General features: G+C 62.3%; 15 protein-coding genes. 12 read left to right on the top strand and 3 right to left on the bottom strand.

Features of this window, described 5'->3' with window-relative positions; translation table 11 throughout:
• Position 1: 1 nt before the first annotated feature.
• The 12 genes from tssC to MA884_RS26250 all read left to right on the top strand — a co-directional run bounded on the left by tssC (position 2) and on the right by MA884_RS26250 (position 16,517).
• Positions 2-1,498 carry a type VI secretion system contractile sheath large subunit gene (gene tssC / locus MA884_RS26305; protein WP_256233234.1) on the top strand — a complete coding sequence of 499 codons (1,497 nt, stop codon included), beginning with the start codon at positions 2-4 and terminating at the stop codon, positions 1,496-1,498.
• A gap of 228 nt (positions 1,499-1,726) precedes the next feature.
• Positions 1,727-2,215 carry a type VI secretion system tube protein Hcp gene (locus tag MA884_RS26300; protein ID WP_256233233.1) on the top strand — a complete coding sequence of 163 codons (489 nt, stop codon included), beginning with the start codon at positions 1,727-1,729 and terminating at the stop codon, positions 2,213-2,215.
• Positions 2,216-2,296: 81 nt separating this feature from the next.
• Positions 2,297-2,737 carry a type VI secretion system amidase effector protein Tae4 gene (locus MA884_RS26295; RefSeq protein ID WP_139048770.1) on the top strand — a complete coding sequence of 147 codons (441 nt, stop codon included), beginning with the start codon at positions 2,297-2,299 and terminating at the stop codon, positions 2,735-2,737.
• Positions 2,734-3,174, top strand: a complete 441-nt coding sequence (locus MA884_RS26290; protein ID WP_256233232.1) for a hypothetical protein — start codon at positions 2,734-2,736, stop codon at positions 3,172-3,174. Before MA884_RS26295 ends, MA884_RS26290 begins: the two co-directional genes overlap by 4 nt.
• A complete protein-coding gene (tssE, locus tag MA884_RS26285) occupies positions 3,168-3,680 on the top strand; it encodes a type VI secretion system baseplate subunit TssE (protein ID WP_256233231.1) in 513 nt (170 codons plus the stop codon). Before MA884_RS26290 ends, tssE begins: the two co-directional genes overlap by 7 nt.
• On the top strand, positions 3,677-5,536 hold the full coding sequence (gene tssF / locus MA884_RS26280; RefSeq protein WP_256233230.1) for a type VI secretion system baseplate subunit TssF: 1,860 nt from the start codon (positions 3,677-3,679) through the stop codon (positions 5,534-5,536). The genes tssE and tssF overlap by 4 nt, the downstream gene beginning before the upstream one ends.
• Positions 5,500-6,552: a type VI secretion system baseplate subunit TssG gene (gene tssG, locus MA884_RS26275; protein ID WP_256233229.1), complete on the top strand. Its 1,053-nt coding sequence runs from the start codon at positions 5,500-5,502 to the stop codon at positions 6,550-6,552. The genes tssF and tssG overlap by 37 nt, the downstream gene beginning before the upstream one ends.
• Entirely contained in the window at positions 6,545-9,235 is a 2,691-nt protein-coding gene (gene tssH, locus MA884_RS26270; RefSeq protein WP_256233228.1) for a type VI secretion system ATPase TssH, read from the top strand. The genes tssG and tssH overlap by 8 nt, the downstream gene beginning before the upstream one ends.
• A gap of 159 nt (positions 9,236-9,394) precedes the next feature.
• A complete protein-coding gene (gene tssI / locus MA884_RS26265) occupies positions 9,395-11,326 on the top strand; it encodes a type VI secretion system tip protein TssI/VgrG (protein WP_256233227.1) in 1,932 nt (643 codons plus the stop codon).
• 18 nt (positions 11,327-11,344) lie between these two features.
• Positions 11,345-11,779, top strand: coding sequence for a DcrB-related protein (locus tag MA884_RS26260; RefSeq protein WP_256233226.1), 435 nt, complete (start codon positions 11,345-11,347; stop codon positions 11,777-11,779).
• A gap of 12 nt (positions 11,780-11,791) precedes the next feature.
• A complete protein-coding gene (locus MA884_RS26255; RefSeq protein ID WP_256233225.1) occupies positions 11,792-16,237 on the top strand; it encodes an RHS repeat-associated core domain-containing protein in 4,446 nt (1,481 codons plus the stop codon).
• A gap of 1 nt (position 16,238) precedes the next feature.
• On the top strand, positions 16,239-16,517 hold the full coding sequence (locus tag MA884_RS26250; RefSeq protein ID WP_256233224.1) for a hypothetical protein: 279 nt from the start codon (positions 16,239-16,241) through the stop codon (positions 16,515-16,517).
• Positions 16,518-16,750: 233 nt separating this feature from the next.
• Here the strand turns inward: MA884_RS26250 and MA884_RS26245 are convergent, their stop codons facing one another.
• The 3 genes from MA884_RS26245 to MA884_RS26235 form a co-directional block, all read right to left on the bottom strand.
• Entirely contained in the window at positions 16,751-18,064 is a 1,314-nt protein-coding gene (locus MA884_RS26245; protein WP_256233223.1) for an MFS transporter, read from the bottom strand.
• A 38-nt stretch (positions 18,065-18,102) separates the two neighbouring features.
• Positions 18,103-18,276, bottom strand: coding sequence for a hypothetical protein (locus tag MA884_RS26240; RefSeq protein WP_256233222.1), 174 nt, complete (start codon positions 18,274-18,276; stop codon positions 18,103-18,105).
• Positions 18,277-18,413: 137 nt separating this feature from the next.
• Positions 18,414-18,974 (bottom strand): YbhB/YbcL family Raf kinase inhibitor-like protein, encoded by a 561-nt coding sequence (locus MA884_RS26235; protein ID WP_256233221.1) that lies wholly within the window; start codon positions 18,972-18,974, stop codon positions 18,414-18,416.
• Positions 18,975-19,302 lie beyond the last annotated feature (328 nt).

The following is a 19,302-nucleotide window of genomic DNA, read 5'->3' as shown; positions in this document are numbered from 1 at the left end:
CATGACCGAATCAGCACGTGAAAATCAGTCCCAGGCCCTGGGCACCACCGAAGTACCCAGCGAGTTCGCCTCGCTGCTGATGCAAGAATTCAAGCCCAAGACCGAGCGCGCCCGCGAAGCCGTCGAAACCGCCGTCCGTACGCTGGCCGAACAGGCCCTGGCGCAGACTGACCTGGTGTCCAACGACGCCATCAAGTCGATCGAATCGATCATCGCCGCCATCGACGCCAAGCTCACCGCCCAGGTCAACCAGGTCATCCACCACCCCGACTTCCAGCAGCTGGAAAGCGCCTGGCGCGGCCTGCACTACCTGGTCAATAACACCGAGAGCGACGAGCAACTCAAGATCCGCGTGCTCAACATCTCCAAGAACGACCTGCACAAGACCCTGAAGAAATTCAAGGGCACCGCGTGGGACCAGAGCCCGATCTTCAAGAAGATGTACGAAGAAGAATACGGCCAGTTCGGCGGCCAGCCTTACGGCTGCCTGGTGGGCGACTACTACTTTGACCAGTCGCCACCGGATGTCGAGTTGCTGGGCGAATTGTCGAAAGTCTGCGCCGCCATGCACTCGCCGTTCATTGCCGCCGCATCACCGACCGTAATGGGCATGGGCTCGTGGCAGGAACTGTCGAACCCGCGCGACCTGACCAAGATCTTCACCACCCCGGAGTACGCCGGCTGGCGCTCGCTACGTGAATCGGAAGACTCGCGCTACATCGGCCTGACCATGCCGCGCTTCCTGGCGCGCCTGCCGTACGGCGCCAAGACCGACCCGGTGGAAGCGTTCGCCTTCGAAGAAAACACCGACGGCGCCGACAGTTCCAAGTACACCTGGGCCAACGCCGCTTACGCAATGGCGGTGAACATCAACCGTTCGTTCAAACACTTCGGCTGGTGCTCGCGCATCCGCGGCGTGGAGTCTGGCGGTGAAGTGGAAAACCTGCCGGCCCACACGTTCCCTACCGATGACGGTGGCGTGGACATGAAGTGCCCGACCGAAATCGCCATTTCGGACCGCCGTGAAGCGGAGCTGGCGAAGAACGGTTTCATGCCGCTGCTGCACAAGAAAAACACCGACTTCGCCGCGTTCATCGGCGCCCAGTCGTTGCAGAAACCGGCCGAATACGACGACCCGGACGCCACCGCCAACGCCAACCTGGCCGCGCGCCTGCCGTACCTGTTCGCCACGTGCCGTTTCGCCCATTACCTCAAGTGCATCGTGCGCGACAAAATCGGTTCCTTCAAAGAGAGGGACGAGATGCAGCGCTGGTTGCAGGACTGGATCCTCAACTACGTCGACGGTGACCCGGCGCACTCCACCGAGACCACCAAGGCCCAGCACCCACTGGCCGCCGCCGAGGTCATCGTCGAGGAAGTCGAAGGCAACCCGGGGTACTACAACTCCAAGTTCTACCTGCGCCCGCACTACCAGCTCGAAGGGCTGACCGTGTCGCTGCGCCTGGTATCGAAACTGCCTTCGGCCAAGGGTGCGTAAAAACCTGTTGAACGGTACGCGGTAAAAAATGTGGGAGCGAGCCTGCTCGCGATAGCGGTGGATCAGTCGCCACCTGCGTTGCCTGACACGCCGTCATCGCGAGCAGGCTCGCTCCCACAGGGGATTCTTCGGTGGTTTGGAGATCATCTTCAGCCCCGTTCAGCAGAACAGATTTCGCAAGGTCGGCGTCAATCAAACAATGTGGTAGAGACCACACAGGGAGAAAACATGGCTGTTGATATTTTCATCAAGATCGGCGACATCAAGGGCGAGTCCATGGACAAGGCCCATAAGGACGAGGTCGACGTCCTGAACTGGAGCTGGGGCATGTCCCAGTCCGGCAACATGCACGTGGGCAGTGGCGGTGGCGCGGGCAAGGTCAACGTGCAGGACCTGTCGCTGACCAAGTTCGTCGACAAGGCGTCGCCGAACCTGATGATGCATTGCGCCAGCGGCAAGCACATCGACAAGGTCAAGCTGACCGTGCGCAAGGCCGGCGGTGAGAGCCAGGTCGAGTACATGATCATCAACCTGGAAGAAGTGCTGATCACCTCCCTGAGCACTGGCGGCTCGGGCAACGATGATCGTCTGACCGAAAACGTCACCCTGAACTTCGCCAAGGTGATGGTGGAGTATCAGCCGCAGAAAGCCGACGGCACCAAGGAAGGCGGTCCGGTCAAGTTCGGCTGGAACATCCGTCAGAACGTCAAGGTGTAATCGAACACGCCCCCGGTGCCACGCGCCGGGGGTGTTTGGTGCTTGCTCGAATCCAATCCTTTCCCACCCGGTATCTGAGTCATGGCCAAGCCTTCGTTTATCAATTTGTGGAACAGCTATCCCGCAACATCAACGCCCTGTGATGGGCCTTGGGATAATCAATGCGCGATCCGGATGAGCATCACGCTCAATGCGGAACAGACGATCAAGGTCAACAAATCGACTTACAGCGAACCCAAGTGTGCGCACGAACATGCTCGGGGCGCCGAGTCGTTGGCCAACTGGCTTTGGCGCCATCATCTGGGTCGTCCAACGATTCTCACGGGAAGCGCCGAGGACCGCCGCACACTCAATCAGAAGACAGGCATCATTTTCTTCAAGGACTGTTTTGCACGGCTCGGGCAATCCGAAGAGGCGCGCACCGGTGACCATATTGATCTATGGAATCGCGGCAGGGCCACTGGCGACTTCGCCGATCAGGCTCATCGCTCAAAGCAAGTCTGGTTTTGGGAGCTGACATGATCAAACGAGCGCTGCTATCGGCGCTGTCAGGCGGTCTTTTCCTGAGCCTGAACGCCTGTGCCGAACAGACCGACCCTGCGGCTGCACAAAGCGCTCAGGTCGATCTCGCCGGTCAGATCCTGACCCTGGAAAACCACGGTCAACGCTGCGCCTTGCGCAAGCCGGACCAAAGCCTGCTCACGCTGGACATGCCGTGGCCCTGCCACTTAAGCGTCGACCGCAAAGGCTTGCCACGCGTCGAAAGTTTCAACAACGCCTTGATCATCATCGTGCAGCATTTCGAACCAGAACCGGCGCCAAGCACTGAATGTCGCTCTCAATACCAAGCCATCCGACAAATCGAAGGCCGTCTGGAGGCATCGATTGTGGCCGGTGGCGGCCGTTGCATGGCCGGTGCCCTTGACCAGAAAAACTTTGTGGCGCTGTTTACGTGGTAACCGAAATCGCCACCCGCGATCGCCTGCAACCGTCCCTGCTGGACCGGTTGACCGACGACGATCCGAGCAACCCCAAGGAAAGCGCCGACAAGCGCGTGTTGTCGCTCACCCAGTTGAAAGCCTCGGTGCTGCGTGACCTGGCGTGGCTGCTCAACACCACTTCGTTGCTCGATGCCGACACCACGCTGCACACCCCGGCAGGCACATCGGTGGTCAATTTCGGCCTGCCTGCGCTGGCCGGCAACAGCGCGTCGAACGTCGACGTCCCGGCCCTGGAAGCATTGATTCACCAAGCCATCGCCACGTTCGAACCGCGCATCCTGCGTCACACCCTGCGCGTGCGAGCCCGAGCAACCGCCGAGATGAACCACAACGCCTTGAGTTTCGAGATCGAAGGCGATCTCTGGGCCCAGCCCGTGCCGCTGCGCCTGATGCTGCAAACCGACCTGGACCTGGAAACCGGGCATGTCCGGGTGGTTCACGCCGACCAGCGGAGACGCTCATGAACCCGCGCCTGCTGGAGCTGTACAACCAGGAACTGCACCATGTGCGCGAAAGCGCCGCAGAGTTCGCCAAGGAATACCCCAAGATCGCCAGTCGGCTGACGTTGTCCGGGATGGACTGCGCCGACCCCTACGTCGAACGTTTGCTGGAAGGTTTCGCCTACCTGACCGCGCGGGTGCAGCTCAAGCTCGATGCCGAGTACCCGACCTTCACCCATAACCTGCTGGAAATCGCCTACCCCCACTACCTGGCCCCCACGCCGTCGATGACCGTGGTGCAGTTGCAGGCCGACCCCGATGAAGGCTCGCTGAGCGGCGGCTTTGAGCTGCCCCGGGACACCGTCCTGCGCGCCGCCCTGGGGCGTGAAACCCAGACCTGCTGCGAGTACCGCACCGCCCACGCGGTGACGTTGTGGCCGCTGCAGGTCAGCCAGGCCGAATACTTCGGCAACCCGTCCGCCGTGCTCGGGCGCCTGGCCGCCAGCGAACCGAAGGCCAAGGCCGGCCTGCGCCTGACCTTGCGCACAGGCGCCGAACTGCCGTTCAACAGCCTGGCACTGGACAACCTACCGCTGTTCCTCAGCGGCGCCGACGAACAGCCCTTCCGCCTCTACGAACAACTGCTGAGCAATGCTTGCGCAGTGTTTGCCCGCAAGCCCGGCGGCGATTGGGTTGAACGCTTGCCCCAGAACGCGTTGTGCTCACGAGGGTTCGATGATGCCGACGCCGCGCTGCCCGTGGTGGCGCGCGCCTTCCAGGGTTATCGCCTGTTGCAGGAGTATTTCGCCCTGCCCCATCGGTTCCTGTTTGTCGACTTCACCCAACTGAGCCGCGCGGTCAAGCGCTGCGACGGTCAGGAGCTGGAGCTGATTGTGCTGTTCGACCGTCACGATCCGAGCCTGGAAGGCAGCGTCGGCGCTTCGCAGTTCCTGCCGTTCTGCACCCCTGCGATCAACCTGTTTCCCAAGCGCCTGGATCGCATCCACCTGTCGGACCGGGTCAATGAGCATCACGTGATCGCCGACCGCACCCGGCCGATGGATTTCGAAGTGCATTCACTGACTGGCCTCAGCGGTCACGGCACCGGGCCGGAGCAGCCGTTCCTGCCGTTCTATGCCGTGCGCGATCCTTCCCGTTACGGGCGCGACCAGGCCTATTACACGGTACGCCGCGAACCGCGGGTGTTATCCAGTGACCAGCGACGCAACGGCCCGCGCTCGACCTACGTGGGCAGCGAAACCTTCGTCAGCCTGGTGGACAGCCAGCAGGCACCCTATCGCCACGACTTGCGCCAACTGGGCGTGACGGCGCTGTGCACCAACCGCGACCTGCCACTGTTCATGAGCGTGGGCAACGGCAAGACCGATTTCACGTTGGCCGACAGCGCGCCAGTCGGCGCGATTCGCTGCGTAGCAGGCCCCAGTCGGCCACGGGCCAGCCATGCCCACGACGCCAAGGCCTGGCGCTTGATCAGCCAGCTGTCGCTCAATTACCTGTCCCTGAGCGAGCAAGGCCAGGGCGCCGCCGCCCTGCGCGAATTGCTGCGCCTGTACGGCGACAGCAACGATGCGGCGGTGCAGTTGCAGATCGAAGGCCTGCGCGAAGTCAGCAGCAAGGCCTGCACCCGACGCCTGCCGATGCCCGGCCCGATCGTGTTTGGCCGTGGCCTGGAAATCACCCTGGAATTCGATGAAAACGCGTTTCGCGGCACCGGGGTGTTTTTGCTCGGCGCGGTGTTCGAGCGCTTCCTGGCACGCTACGTGTCGATCAACAGTTTTACCGAGACGGTGATCCGTACCACCGAACGCGGCGAGATCATGCGATGGAAAGCCAAGCCCGGACGCCGTCCGACCCTGTGAGTACCCTGGACGCGATGCACCAGGAGCCCTGGGAATACGACTTCTTCCAGGCCTTGCGTCGTATCGAGTGCGAATCCCCCGAACTGCCACGCCTGGGCCATTCATTGCGCCTGGCCGATGACCCGCTGCGCCTGGGGCAACAGGCCGAATGCACCTTCGCTCCGGCGACCCTGGCCTCGGTGCAACCGGGCCGGGGCGATGCGCCGGCTCGCCTGGAGCAGTTCTTCTTCGGCCTCGGCGGCCCCAATGGTCCGCTGCCGCTGCACATCACCGAATACGTGCGCGAGCGCCAGCGCAACAACGCCGACAGCACCAGCAAACGTTTCCTCGACGTGTTCCACCATCGCCTGCTCAGCCTGTTCTACCGGGCCTGGGCCGAAGCGCGGCCCACGGTCAGCCATGATCGCCCGGACGATGATTACTGGTCGGCGCGCCTGGCCGCCTTCAGCGGCCGGGGCATGCCGAGCCTGCTCAACCAAGGGCTGATCGCCGACACGGCGAAACTGCATTACAGCGGCCACTTGTCGGCGCAAACCCGCTACCCGGACGGTTTGAAAGCCATCCTCAGCGAGTACTTCGGCCTGCCGGTGGAGATCGAAGAATACGTCGGCCAATGGCTGGAACTGCCGGAACGCAGCCGCGTGGGCGTCAGCGCCAATCAGTTGGGCGTGGACTTTTGCCTGGGCCGCTACGTGTGGGATCGCCAGCACAAATTCCGCATTCGCCTGGGGCCACTCAAGCTCGATCAATACATGGGCATGTTGCCCGGCAGCCAACCCTTCAACGAGCTGGTGGCCTGGGTCGCTGAATATTTGGGCCATGAACTGGACTGGGACCTGAATCTGGTCCTGGAACAACCCGAAGTGCCGGCGCTGCAACTCAACGCTGGTTTCCGCCTGGGGTTCAATACCTGGTTGGGACGCCCGGAAACAGATGCCAACGATTTAATACTGGTCAGGCATTACGCCGAACAAGCCAACACCTCACAGACCTCAAGGAGCCATGAGCATGGGTGAAATCAGTCGCGCCGCGTTGTTCGGCAAACTCAACAGCGTGGCCTACAAAGCCATCGAAGCCGCCACCGTGTTCTGCAAGTTACGCGGTAACCCCTATGTGGAATTGGCCCACTGGTTTCATCAGTTGCTGCAACTGCAAGACTCGGACCTGCACCGCATCATCCGCCAGTTCAATATCGAGCCGGCACGCCTGGCCCGCGACCTGACCGAAGCCCTGGATCGCCTGCCGCGAGGTTCGACCTCCATCACCGACCTGTCGTCCCACGTTGAAGAAGCCGTGGAACGCGGCTGGGTCTACGGCAGCCTGATGTTTGGCGAAAGCCAGGTGCGCACCGGTTACCTGGTGCTGGGCATTCTCAAGACGCCGAGCCTGCGCCACGCGCTGCTGGGGCTGTCGTCAGAGTTCGACAAGGTCAAGGTCGAGGCCTTGAGCGAGCGCTTTGACGAATACGTCGGCGATTCTCCGGAAAATGCGCTGACCGCCAGCGACGGTTTCAATGCCGGCGCGGTGCCGGGCGAAGCCAGCGGCGCCATGGCCCCCAGCGCCATGGGCAAACTGGAAGCCCTCAAGCGCTTCACCGTCGACCTTACCGAACAGGCCCGCAGCGGCAAGCTCGACCCCATCGTCGGTCGCGACGAAGAGATCCGCCAACTGGTGGACATCCTCATGCGCCGCCGGCAGAACAACCCGATCCTCACCGGTGAAGCCGGCGTGGGTAAAACCGCCGTGGTCGAAGGCTTTGCCCTGCGCATCGTCGCCGGTGACGTGCCGCCATCGCTCAAGGACGTGGAACTGCGCAGCCTCGATGTCGGCCTGTTGCAGGCCGGCGCGAGCATGAAAGGCGAATTCGAACAGCGCCTGCGCCAGGTCATCGAAGACGTCCAGGCTTCGCCCAAGCCGATCATTTTGTTCATCGACGAAGCCCACACCCTGGTGGGCGCCGGTGGTGCTGCCGGCACGGGTGATGCAGCCAACCTGCTCAAGCCGGCCCTGGCCCGCGGCACCCTGCGCACCGTGGCGGCAACGACTTGGGCCGAGTACAAGAAGCATATCGAAAAAGACCCGGCCCTGACCCGGCGTTTCCAGGTGGTGCAAGTGGCCGAGCCATCGGAAGACAAAGCCTTGCTGATGATGCGCGGCGTGGCCTCGACCATGGAAAAACACCACCAGGTGCAGATCCTCGACGAAGCCCTGGAAGCCTCGGTCAAACTGTCCCACCGCTACATTCCCGCACGGCAGTTGCCGGACAAATCCGTGAGCCTGCTGGACACCGCCTGCGCCCGCGTCGCCATCAGCCTGCATGCGGTGCCGGCCGAAGTGGACGACAGCCGTCGGCGCATCGAAGCGCTGGAAACCGAGCTGCAAATCATCGCCCGTGAACACGCCATCGGCATCGCCATCGGCACTCGCCAGACCCAGAGCGAAAACCTGCTCAGCGCCGAACGCGAACGCCTGGCGGAGCTGGAAGCCCGCTGGGCCGAAGAGAAAACCCTGGTGGACGAGTTGCTCGCCACCCGCGCCACCCTGCGCGAGCGCGTCGGCGTGGTGGACAGCGAGGACAACAGCGACGCTTGCGACAACGAAAGCCACGCCCTGCGCGAGCAACTGGTGGACCTGCAACAGCGCCTGACGGCCCTGCAAGGCGAAACCCCATTGATTCTGCCGACCGTTGACTATCAGGCCGTGGCCTCGGTGGTCGCCGACTGGACCGGTATTCCGGTGGGCCGCATGGCTCGCAACGAACTGGAAACCGTGCTCAACCTCGACCAGCACCTGAAAAAACGCATCATCGGCCAGGACCACGCCTTGCAGATGATCGCCAAGCGCATCCAGACCTCCCGCGCCGGCCTGGACAACCCGAGCAAGCCCATTGGCGTGTTCATGCTCGCCGGCACCTCCGGCGTGGGCAAGACCGAAACCGCCCTGGCCCTGGCTGAAGCCATGTACGGCGGCGAACAGAACGTCATCACCATCAACATGAGCGAGTTCCAGGAAGCCCACACCGTGTCCACACTCAAGGGCGCGCCACCGGGCTACATCGGTTATGGCGAAGGTGGCGTGCTGACCGAGGCCGTGCGGCGCAAACCGTACAGCGTGGTGCTGCTGGACGAGGTGGAAAAAGCCCACCCGGACGTGCATGAGATCTTCTTCCAGGTGTTCGACAAAGGCGTGATGGAGGACGGCGAAGGCCGGGTGATCGACTTCAAGAACACCCTGATCCTGCTGACCACCAACGCCGGCACCGAACTGATTGCCCAGGTCTGCAAAGACCCGCAGAACGTGCCCGAGCCCGAAGACATCGCCAAGGCCCTGCGCCAGCCGCTGCTGGAGATTTTCCCGCCGGCCCTGCTGGGTCGCCTGGTGACGATTCCGTACTACCCGCTCAGCGACGAGATGCTCAAGGCCATCACCCGCCTGCAACTCAACCGCATCAAGAAGCGCGTGGAAAACACCCACAAAGTGGCGTTCGACTACGACGATGCGGTGATCGACCTGATCGTCTCGCGCTGCACCGAAACCGAAAGCGGCGGACGTATGATCGACGCCATCCTGACCAACAGCCTGCTGCCGGACATGAGCCGCGAGTTCCTGACCCGCATGCTCGAAGGCAAGGCCCTGGCCGGCGTGCGGATCAGCGCCCGGGACAATGAATTGCAGTACGATTTCAGCGACGCGGCCTGACCTGATGGAACACAGCTAACCCTGTGGGAGCGAGCCTGCTCGCGATAGCGCAGTTGCATTGAACATCAATGTTGACTGACCCACCGCTATCGCGAGCAGGCTCGCTCCCACAGTGGAGTTTCGGTTCCTTCAGCTATTACAACTTGCACGGGACACTCGATGTTATTCAACCAAGCCTCACGCCTGGCCAAAATCACCAGCCCCCTGGGACCTGAGGTGCTGTTGCTCAAGGACATGGGCGGCGGCGAAGAGCTGGGGCGACTGTTCAACTACGAGTTGCAGCTGCACTCGCTGGACAACGCCATCGACCTCAACCAGGTGCTCGGCAAGCCCATGTGCGTGAGCCTGCAACTGGACGGTGGCGGCGAGCGGCATTTCCACGGCATCGTTTCGCGCTTCAGCCAGAACGTTGACCAAGGCCAGTTCGCCAGTTACCAGGCGACCTTGCGGCCCTGGCTGTGGCTGCTGACCCGCACCTCCGATTGCCGGATTTTCCAGAACCTGACCATCCCCCAGATCATCAAACAGGTGTTTCGCGACCTGGGTTTCTCCGACTTCGAAGACGCCCTCAGCCGCCCCTATCGCGAGTGGGAATACTGCGTGCAGTATCGCGAAACCAGTTTCGACTTCGTCAGTCGGCTGATGGAACAGGAAGGGATCTACTACTTCTTCCGCCACGAACAGGGCCGTCATGTATTGGTCCTGGCCGACGCCTACGGCGCCCACACCACGGTGCCCGGCTACGGTTCGGTGCCCTACTACCCCAAGAACGAACAGCAGCGCGAGCGCGACCACATCCACGACTGGCACCTGGCCCAGGAAGTCCAGCCCGGCTCGCTGGAGCTCAACGACTACGACTTCCAGCGCCCCAGCGCGCGCATCGACGTGCGCTCGGCCATGCCGCGTCCGCACACCGCCGGCGACTATCCGCTGTACGACTACCCCGGCACCTACGTGCAGAGCGCAGACGGCGAGCACTATGCCCGCACCCGTATCGAAGCCTTGCAGACCCTGCACGAGCAAGTGGAGCTGGCCGGCAACGCCCGGGGCCTGGGCTCGGGTCATCTGTTCAGCCTCACCGGTTTCACCCGCCAGGACCAGAACCGCGAATACCTGATCGTCGGCGCTCGCTATTACGTTTCCCAGGAAAGCGGTGAAACCGGCGGCGGCGCGCCTTCGGCCCAGTTCGAAAGCAGCCTGACCTGCATTGCCGCCCAACAAAGTTATCGGCCACTGCCCCACACCCATCGCCCCATCGTCAAAGGCCCGCAGACCGCTTTGGTGGTCGGCCCCAAGGGCGAGGAAATCTGGACCGATCAGTTCGGTCGGGTGAAGGTGCATTTCTACTGGGACCGTCACGACCAGTCCAACGAAAACAGCTCATGCTGGATTCGAGTGTCACAGTCCTGGGCCGGGAAAAACTGGGGCTCGATGCAGATCCCGCGCATTGGCCAGGAAGTGATCGTCAGCTTCCTCGAAGGCGACCCCGACCGGCCGATCATCACCGGTCGCGTCTACAACGCCGAACAGACCGTGCCCTACGACCTGCCCGCAAATGCCACCCAGAGCGGCATGAAAAGCCGTTCGAGCAAGGGCGGCACGCCAGCGAATTTCAACGAAATCCGCATGGAAGACAAAAAAGGCGCCGAGCAGCTGTACATCCATGCCGAGCGTAACCAGGACATCGTGGTGGAGGTGGATGAAAGCCACTCGGTGGGCCACGACCGCAACAAGAGCATCGGCCACAACGAGACAGTGACCATCGGCAACAACCGCCTGCGCATCGTCAAGCAGGAGGACATCCTCTCGGTGGGCCTGCGCAAGACCGACAGCATCAGCCAGAGCTACGTCATTGAAGTGGGCGAGAACCTGCGCCTGGTGTGCGGCGAAAGCGTCCTGGAGCTCAACGCCAGCGGCCAGATCAATTTGACCGGTGTGCAAATCAGCTTCTATGCCAGCGGCGATGCCGAATTCAACACCGGCGGCGTGCTGCACCTGAACAACGGCGGCGGCCCCGGTGCCACGCCCGACGGTCAGGGCGTCAAGGCCAGCATCGACGCCAACGTCGCTGCCGCGTTCCCCAAGGGCTAACCTCGAGATTTATGCGCCATGACTTACCGCATCAATGAATTCCAGTTCCAACTGCCACCCGGCGAGTTGCTGGATGCAACGATCAATATCCTCAAGTTCCCTGAACTGGGCACCTCCTTGATCGTCAGCCGCAGCTTGCTGGCCGAAGGCGAAACCCTGCAGAGCAACCTCGACGACCAGCTCAAGCGCCTGGAAAAACAGGTTCAGGATTTGCGCGCTCAGCCGGGCGCCGCCGTGCGCCTGGGCGCCAACCAGGAAGTCGAAGGCATCGAGTTGCGCAGCCAGTTCAACAAGGGCAACGAGAAGGTCTTCCAGTTTCAGCTCGCCCTGGTACTGCCCGGCACGCGCAAGATGCTTGCCTTGAGCTACGTGAAAGCCGAGAAGCTCGGTGATGCTGAAGCGGCGCATTGGGCGACGATCAAGGGTTCGTTGCTGTTTGACGTTCCGGCTTGATGAGCGAGCTGCATGCCTGACGCTCTCTGGGCCGCCCGGCTGGGCGATGCGCTGGACCACACGTCCATGATGGCTGACATCCTTGGCGGCGTGCTGGAAGTAGCCGCCAACATTGCGATTACCGCCCTGGCGACGGCGGCTGTGGTGGCGGCTACGGGCATCACAGTCGCCACCGGCGGGTTGGGTTGCTTCCTGCTCGGTGCCGTGGTGGGTGCCGTCGTTGGCCTCGCCATGAGCAAGACCGGGGCCGACAAAGGGTTGAGCAATATCTGTGAGGGCATTGGCAACGCGCTGTTCCCGCCCACGGTGCAAGCGAACATCCTCACCGGCTCTACCAACACCCTGACCAACAACATCCCAGCCGCTCGCGCCGCCGGGGCGATTCAATCCCATGTCGCGCCAGCAGGCACCGAGCTTGAGGCACCTGAGCCGCAAGCCGAGCCCAGCTATCTGGACATGGCCGAGAACTTTTTCTCGCAGATGTGGCGCCCCACCGTCGCCACACCCGCACCCGGCGCCGTACCCAAGCCGCTGGACATGATCACGTGCATGAAACACCCGCCGATGCCGCCGCAGTTTTTGGCCGAAGGGTCGGACAAAGTCACCATCAACGGCCAGCCAGCAGTGCGCAGCGGCGACCGCAGCACCTGCGACGCCAAGGTCGTGTCATCCGGGCTGATTTCACCCGATGTCACCATTGGCGGCGGCTCGGTGGTGGTGCGCGAAATTCGCAGCGGCAAGACCCCGGGCGTGGGTCTGGCAGTCACAGCGCTGCTGATGCTCAAGGGCGGCAAGGGCAAGTTCCTGAGTAACCTGCCGTGCATGCTGGTGAGCGGCGCGGCGTCGATGGCGGTCAGCAGCGCGATGGGCGCCGCGGCCAACGCTACCATGGGTTCATCGAACCCGGTGCATGCCGCCACCGGCGCCAAAGTTCTGGGCGATGTCGAGGAGATGGACTTCGTCCTGCCCGGCATCTTGCCAATCGACTGGCAACGCTTCTACAACAGCCGCGACGAGCGCCGCGAAGGCGTGTTCGGTGCAGGCTGGAGCGTGGCCTACGAGGTGCGCGTCGAGATCCTGCCTCATCCCGAGGGCGGTGAAACGCTGGTCTACACCGATGAACAGGGCCGGCGCATCGACATGGGCTCCATCCCCCTGGGCGGCGCCGTGTTCAGTCCCGGTGAAGGGCTCAGCGTACGACGGCATGCCAATGGCCAATTGCTGATCGACAGCTCAGACGGCCTGTACCGGCTGTTCGAACCCACCCCGGGCCGTGCATCGCTGCTGCGCCTGAGTCAGTTGGGCGACCGCAATGACAACCGCATCTACCTCGACTACGACGACACAGGTCGGTTGGTCCAGCTGCGAGACACCTTCGACCTGACCAGCATCGCGCTGGCGTACCACAAACGCTGGCCGCAACGGGTAAGCCGGATAGACCGGCTTTACGCTGATCAACGCCGTGAAGTGCTGATGCACTACGGTTACGACGCCCAGGGCGATCTGGCCGAGGTCCGTCAATCCAACGGTCACGTGAAACGCCGCTACGCCTACGATGCCGGACGGCGCATGGTTGAACACCAACTGCCCACCGGGCTGCGCTGCTTTTACGAATGGGCCTTGATCGAAAAACGAGAATGGCGGGTTGTTCGCCACTGGACCGACGCGGGCGACACTTACGCCTTTGACTACGACCTGGCTGCCGGGACTACGCGCATCACTGACGGTTTGAATCGCATCAGCACCCGTCGCTGGGATAGCCGCTATCAGATCATCGAAGCCACCGACGCGCTGGATCGCACCTGGACCTTCCAGTGGAACGACGAATGCCAGTTGGTGGCGGCAATCGCCCCCAACGGCGGACGGCATCAATTCAGTTATGACGAGGCGGGTAACCTTTGCCGGACGTCTGACCCACTCGGACGCAGCGAGTCAACACTGTGGCTCGAACACTGGGCGCTGCCCCTGGCCGAAACTGATGCCGCGGGCAATACCTGGCAGTACCGCTATGACTCGCGTGGCAACCGCATTCGCGAAACCGATCCGTTGGGCAACGTCACCCGCTATCGCCATGACGCCCATGGTCAGGTGGTGGAAGTTGTCGACGCCATCGGCAAACGCAAAACCATGCGCTGGACGCCCCTTGGCCAGCTCAGCGAACACACTGATTGTTCCGGCTACACCACGCGGTTCGGTTATTGCGAGCGCGGGCTGTTGCTCAGCAGCACCGACGCATTGGGGGAACGAACGCTTTTCAGCTATGACGACCAAGGCAGGCTGCTGACCAAACAACTGCCGGACGGACGTACCGAGCAATACCAGCGCGATGCGAGCGGCCAGTTGATCGGCTACAGCGACCCCGCCGGGCACACCACGCATTTTCAGCACACCCTGAACGGGCAACTGCGCGTGCGGACCGACGCTCATGGTCGCCGGGTTGAGCTGAGCTACGACAATTACGGCCGCCTGCTGGCGCTGACCAACGAAAACGGTGAGCGCTACCGGTTCGCCTGGGACGCCGGCGACCGTTTGACTGCCCAGCACAGCCTGGACGGCAGCCTCAAACGCTACGCCTACGACCCGCTGGACAACGTCACCCGCATGGAAGCGCTCGCGGTTTCTGGCAGCACCGGCCTGGACCTCGCACCGCAAGCATCGATCATCCATGAGCTGGAGCGCGATGCCATGGGTCGGCTGGTGGCCAAAGTCACCGAAGACGGGCGCACCGAGTACCGCTATGACGCGCTCGATCAGGTCAACACCATCACCTTCACCGCGCTTACCGGTGAGCAGCAAAGCATCGGCCTTAACTACGACGCTCTTGGACAACTGATCGCCGAGCAAGGCTGGGCCGGACGCCTGGAGCATCGCTACGATGAGCTGGGCAACCTGACCCAGACGCTGCTCCCCGATGGTCGCTGGCTAAACCGACTGCACTACGGCAGCGGCCACCTGCACCAGATCAACCTTGACGGCCAGGTCATCAGCGACTTCGAACGCGACCGCCTGCACCGTGAAGTACTGCGCACTCAAGGGCGCCTCAGCACCCGCAGCGAATACGACCGCAGCGGTCGCCTGCGCGCACGCCAACGTCGGCAACAGGGTCAGTCCGCGCTCCTGCCGCCGGCGGCGCAATCGCTGTTTGGTTATGACAGCAGCGATCAACTGGTAGAACGCTTCGACAGCCTGCCTGATGCCCCTCATCGCCAACTGCTGCACTACGACGCCACCGGGCGCATTCTCGCCAGCCAGGACAACCTTCAGGGCCAGCGTGAAGGTTTCGCCTATGATCCGGCCGCCAACTTGCTCGATTGCCTGGGCACCGGGCGGGTCGCTCATAACCGTTTGCTGACCTATCAGGACAAGCGCTACCGCTACGACGGCTTCGGCCGCATGGTGGAAAAGCGCAGCGCCCGGCGGGGTGTCCAGCGCATGCGCTACGACGCCGAACAGCGTTTGGTGGAGGTTAGCAACGATAATGGCTCGGTCGTGAAAATGACCTATGACCCGCTGGGCCGGCGCATCGAAAAAGCCGAGTACGATCGCCACGCCACCCTGCTCAGCCGCACCCGCTTCACCTGGGATGCGCTGCAACTGTTGCAGGAACACCGCGACAATCAGACCAGCCTCTACATCTACGTCGACGACAGTCACGAACCGTTGGCGAGGGTCGACGGCCTGGGTGAACACCAGAAAATCCGTTACTACCACAACGATTTCAACGGCCTGCCCGAACAACTCTCGGAAGCCGACGGGCACACTCTTTGGCGGGCCCGTTACCAGGTGTGGGGCAACACCGTAGAAGAGCTACGCGAACCGTATTACATCGAAGAGCAGAACCTGCGGTTCCAGGGCCAATACCTGGACCGGGAAACCGGGCTGCACTACAACACCCTGCGCTTCTACGACCCGGACATCGGTCGTTTTACCACACCGGATCCCATCGGTTTGGCCGGTGGGCTGAACCTCTACCAGTACGCGCCAAACCCGGTGAGCTGGATCGACCCCTCGGGTTTGATGAAGTGCTCGACGCCACCTAAGGGCCGCAAGGTCAACCGCACGGTTTATCGTTTTGAAGAGCCAGGACGGATCAGCACAACCTGGACGGCGCACAAGTGGAACGTTGCGTCCAGACACCGTTACACCGCTCCCGGACTGGGTGGTGTCTATGGCGCCAACTCACGCAAGACCGCCATGGGCGAAGTCAACCATTGGGGCGTGGACCTGTCCACCCGGGTGTTGGTAAGCAAGAAAGTGCAGCTCAACAATGTCCTGGATCTGACCCGGGCTGATGTGCGTAAACAATTGGGGGTTTCGCTAAAGAGCATTACCGGCAACAAATACACCCAGACTCATCAAATCGGCGCCTGGGCCAAGGCCAATGGTTATGATGGGATCCTGGCACCCTCGGCGCGAAACCCGACCGGCAGCAACTTGATTTCCTTTGCAGGTTTTTAAAATGGGACTGGAAGACGAATACGTCGGCGATGCCGATTGGCAAAGTTTCGTGCGGCTGTACGAAGAGGACTACCTCGACGACAACGCCCGCACGCTGGCCAAGGCCATGGATGACAACCTCGACATGGCAGTCGTGCTCTACGGAAAAAGGGGGCTCAAGGAAGGGTTCTGGTGGCTGGAGCAGACCGTGCCTGCCCTGGGTAACAAACGCCCGGCCGATTGCCTCAAGACCCCGAAACTGATCAAGCGCCTGAGAATGGCCTTGATGAGCATGCCCTGACCCACCAGCAGAAGAACCGCGTGCTGGATAACATTTGAGCAACCGCCACTAAAACCCGATGCCTTGCGTTGGGTTTACTTTGATCATCGGTCCATCTCTTCAGCCCCTTTTGCACGTCAACCAAGCACTCCAGAACAGGCTGCTGAAGAAGCGGACTGCATTCCCATGGGGAATGGGTAACTCAACCTCGGACTGGTCGCGGTTTCTCTCGGCAACAGCGAGGGGCAGAGTTCTTAAGATTCACAGGCCAACGAGGGCTGCGCGGTCTTCGAGTGCCGGGCGGGGAAATATGCTGCCGCCCCCACACCCACCGCGCCCATCACCACGCAATACCCCACGCATACCCACGGGCTCCACGGCACCAGCGCGATCAGCATCAAAGGCGTCACGCTGGCCCACAGGGCATAGGCGATGTTGTAGGTGAACGAGATGCCGGACACGCGGATTTTCGGCGGAAACAGGCTGACCATCACCGATGGCACCGCGCCGACCACGCCACAACACAGCCCGGCCACTGCGTAGGCCAGGCCCAGCCAGGCGCCGCCGCTGATCAGGCTGGCGTAGAGCACAGCGATGCCCACCGGCAACAGCAGGCTGTAGAGCATGACAGTGCGCCAGGCGCCGATGCGGTCGACGATCAGGCCAGCCAGGACACAGCCAATGTTCAGAAAGACGATGCCCAGGCTGCTCAGGGCGAACGTGTGACTGGGGGTCATGTCGAAGCTTTTTTGCATCACGGTCGGGGTGATGACCACGAACACCACCACGGCGGACGTCAGCACGCAGGTGAGGATGGCCGCGGGCAACAAGGCATGGCGATGGTCCCGCAGGACGGTGCGTAGCGGCAGTTCCGTCGCGCCTTCGCGCTTGGCTTGCAGGGCCATGAAGATCGGCGTTTCGCTCAGCCAGCGGCGCAGCCAGACGCCAATGACGCCAAAGACCCCACCCAGCAGGAACGGCAAGCGCCAGGCGTAGTCGAGGATCTCCGCTGGCGTGAAGATTTGCGCCAGTGCCGTGGCGGTCAGGGCGCCGAGCAGATAGCCGAAGGTCAGGCCGGCCTGGAGGAAACCCAGCGCGTAGCCGCGATGCTGCAGCGGTGCATGTTCGGCCACGAACACCCAGGCGCTCGGTACTTCACCGCCCACCGCCGCGCCTTGCAGGATGCGTAGCGCCAGCAGCAACAACGGGGCGAAATAACCGATTTGCGCGTAAGTCGGCATTATGCCGATGAGCAGGCAGGGTAAGGCCATCATCAGGATGCTCAGGCTGAACACCCGCTTGCGCCCCAGGCGATCGGCGAAGTGCGCCATGAGGATGCCGCCCAGGGGCCGGGCCAGGTAGCCGGTGACGAAAATCCCGAAGCTTTGCAGCAGGCGCAGCCATTCAGGCATTTGCGGCGGAAAGAACAGTTGGCTGAGGACCAGGGCGAAGAAGACGAAGATGATGAAGTCGTAGATTTCCAGCGCGCCACCCAAGGCCGCGAGCCCAAGGGTCTTGTAGTCGGATCGGCTGAATCGGGCGTCTGGCAGATGAGTGGTGGCAGTCATGGGCAGATTTGATAAGAAAAGTTGTTGAGCGGGACGGTTCAGGCGTCTTGGCCGTCATCCATGGGCTGTGCCGGCAGTTGGCCTGGCTCAGCGTCTTCGGCCTCTTCAGCAGGCAGGAAATCCTTGCGGCTCTGGGCGATGGCCCGGCGTATTTCGTCGCCCTTGGTGGGGCAGTTCTTGAGGCGGGCGATGCCGTCGGGTTTCTGCGTCATCGCCATCCTCCGGTATGAATGAACAGGGGCCCGATAGTGCTCGCTTTTGGCGCGTGATGCCAATTTTGTGGTGGGGGGTTGCTGCGCAACCCGCCGGGAGCAAGCTCCCTCGCCACAGGGGATTTGTGTTGTCTGGGTTAGCGGTGGTAGCGGCGCACTACGCTGCTGTTGCGCAAGACATGACCGTTGATTCTTTCCATCAGTTGGGGGCGTGTGAGGCCGGCTGGCAGGGCATGCGGGGGTAGGTCGAGCGCATATATCTGAATCAGGTAATGGTGGGCACTGTCGCCGATGGGTGGGCAAGGACCAATGTAGCCGCGGGTGTTTTTGCTGTTCGTGCCGCTTACGCCCTCACGGGCAGACTGGGTGCCCATGCCCGTCGGGATGTGCCGCGTGCTGGCCTTGATGCCGTAATGGACCCAGTGGTCGACGCCCTGGCCTTTCTGGCCGTCCGGGTCATGCATGACAATGGCATAGCTGAGGGTGCCAGGCGGGCCCGCCGTCCAGCTCAAGGCCGGGGAAATGTTCTTGCCGCCACAGTTGTTGGCGTCACTGGCGGCAGCCGCGGTGAACAGCCGGTTATCCGACACACCTGGAATGCTGAGGGTGAAACGCTCCTGAGCCTGGGCCACCCCTTGTGCGCACAGCACGAGGGCGATGGCCGCCAGCCAGGGAGTAAGGGAAGTCGATCGAGTCATATCGGGCACCTTATGCGGATCAGGCCATGGACGGCCTGCGAACTATAGCCGCAGCGCCTGCCGGGTTTCAGTGACAATTACGATGAACTTCACTCCGGTCCACCGACAGTTCCACATTTGGCTGCGCTGACCACAATATCCGCAGCACCCTCAATCCCCTGTGGGAGCGAGCCTGCTCGCGAAGGCGTCGGCTCAGCTTGCATCACCGCCAGATGCGCCACCGCCATCGCGGGCAAGCCTTGCTCCCACAGTGTTCCGAGTCGTCCGCAGATCCCCATCCACCACAAATCCCCTGTGGGAGCGAGCCTGCTCGCGAAGGCGTCGGCTC

Origin of the sequence: Pseudomonas sp. Q11 (assembly GCF_024494355.1) — a bacterium.
In the GTDB taxonomy this organism is placed as follows: domain Bacteria; phylum Pseudomonadota; class Gammaproteobacteria; order Pseudomonadales; family Pseudomonadaceae; genus Aquipseudomonas; species Aquipseudomonas hefeiensis.
The sequence above is the reverse complement of the archived record's forward strand: the minus strand, read 5'-3'. Positions and strand labels throughout refer to the sequence as shown.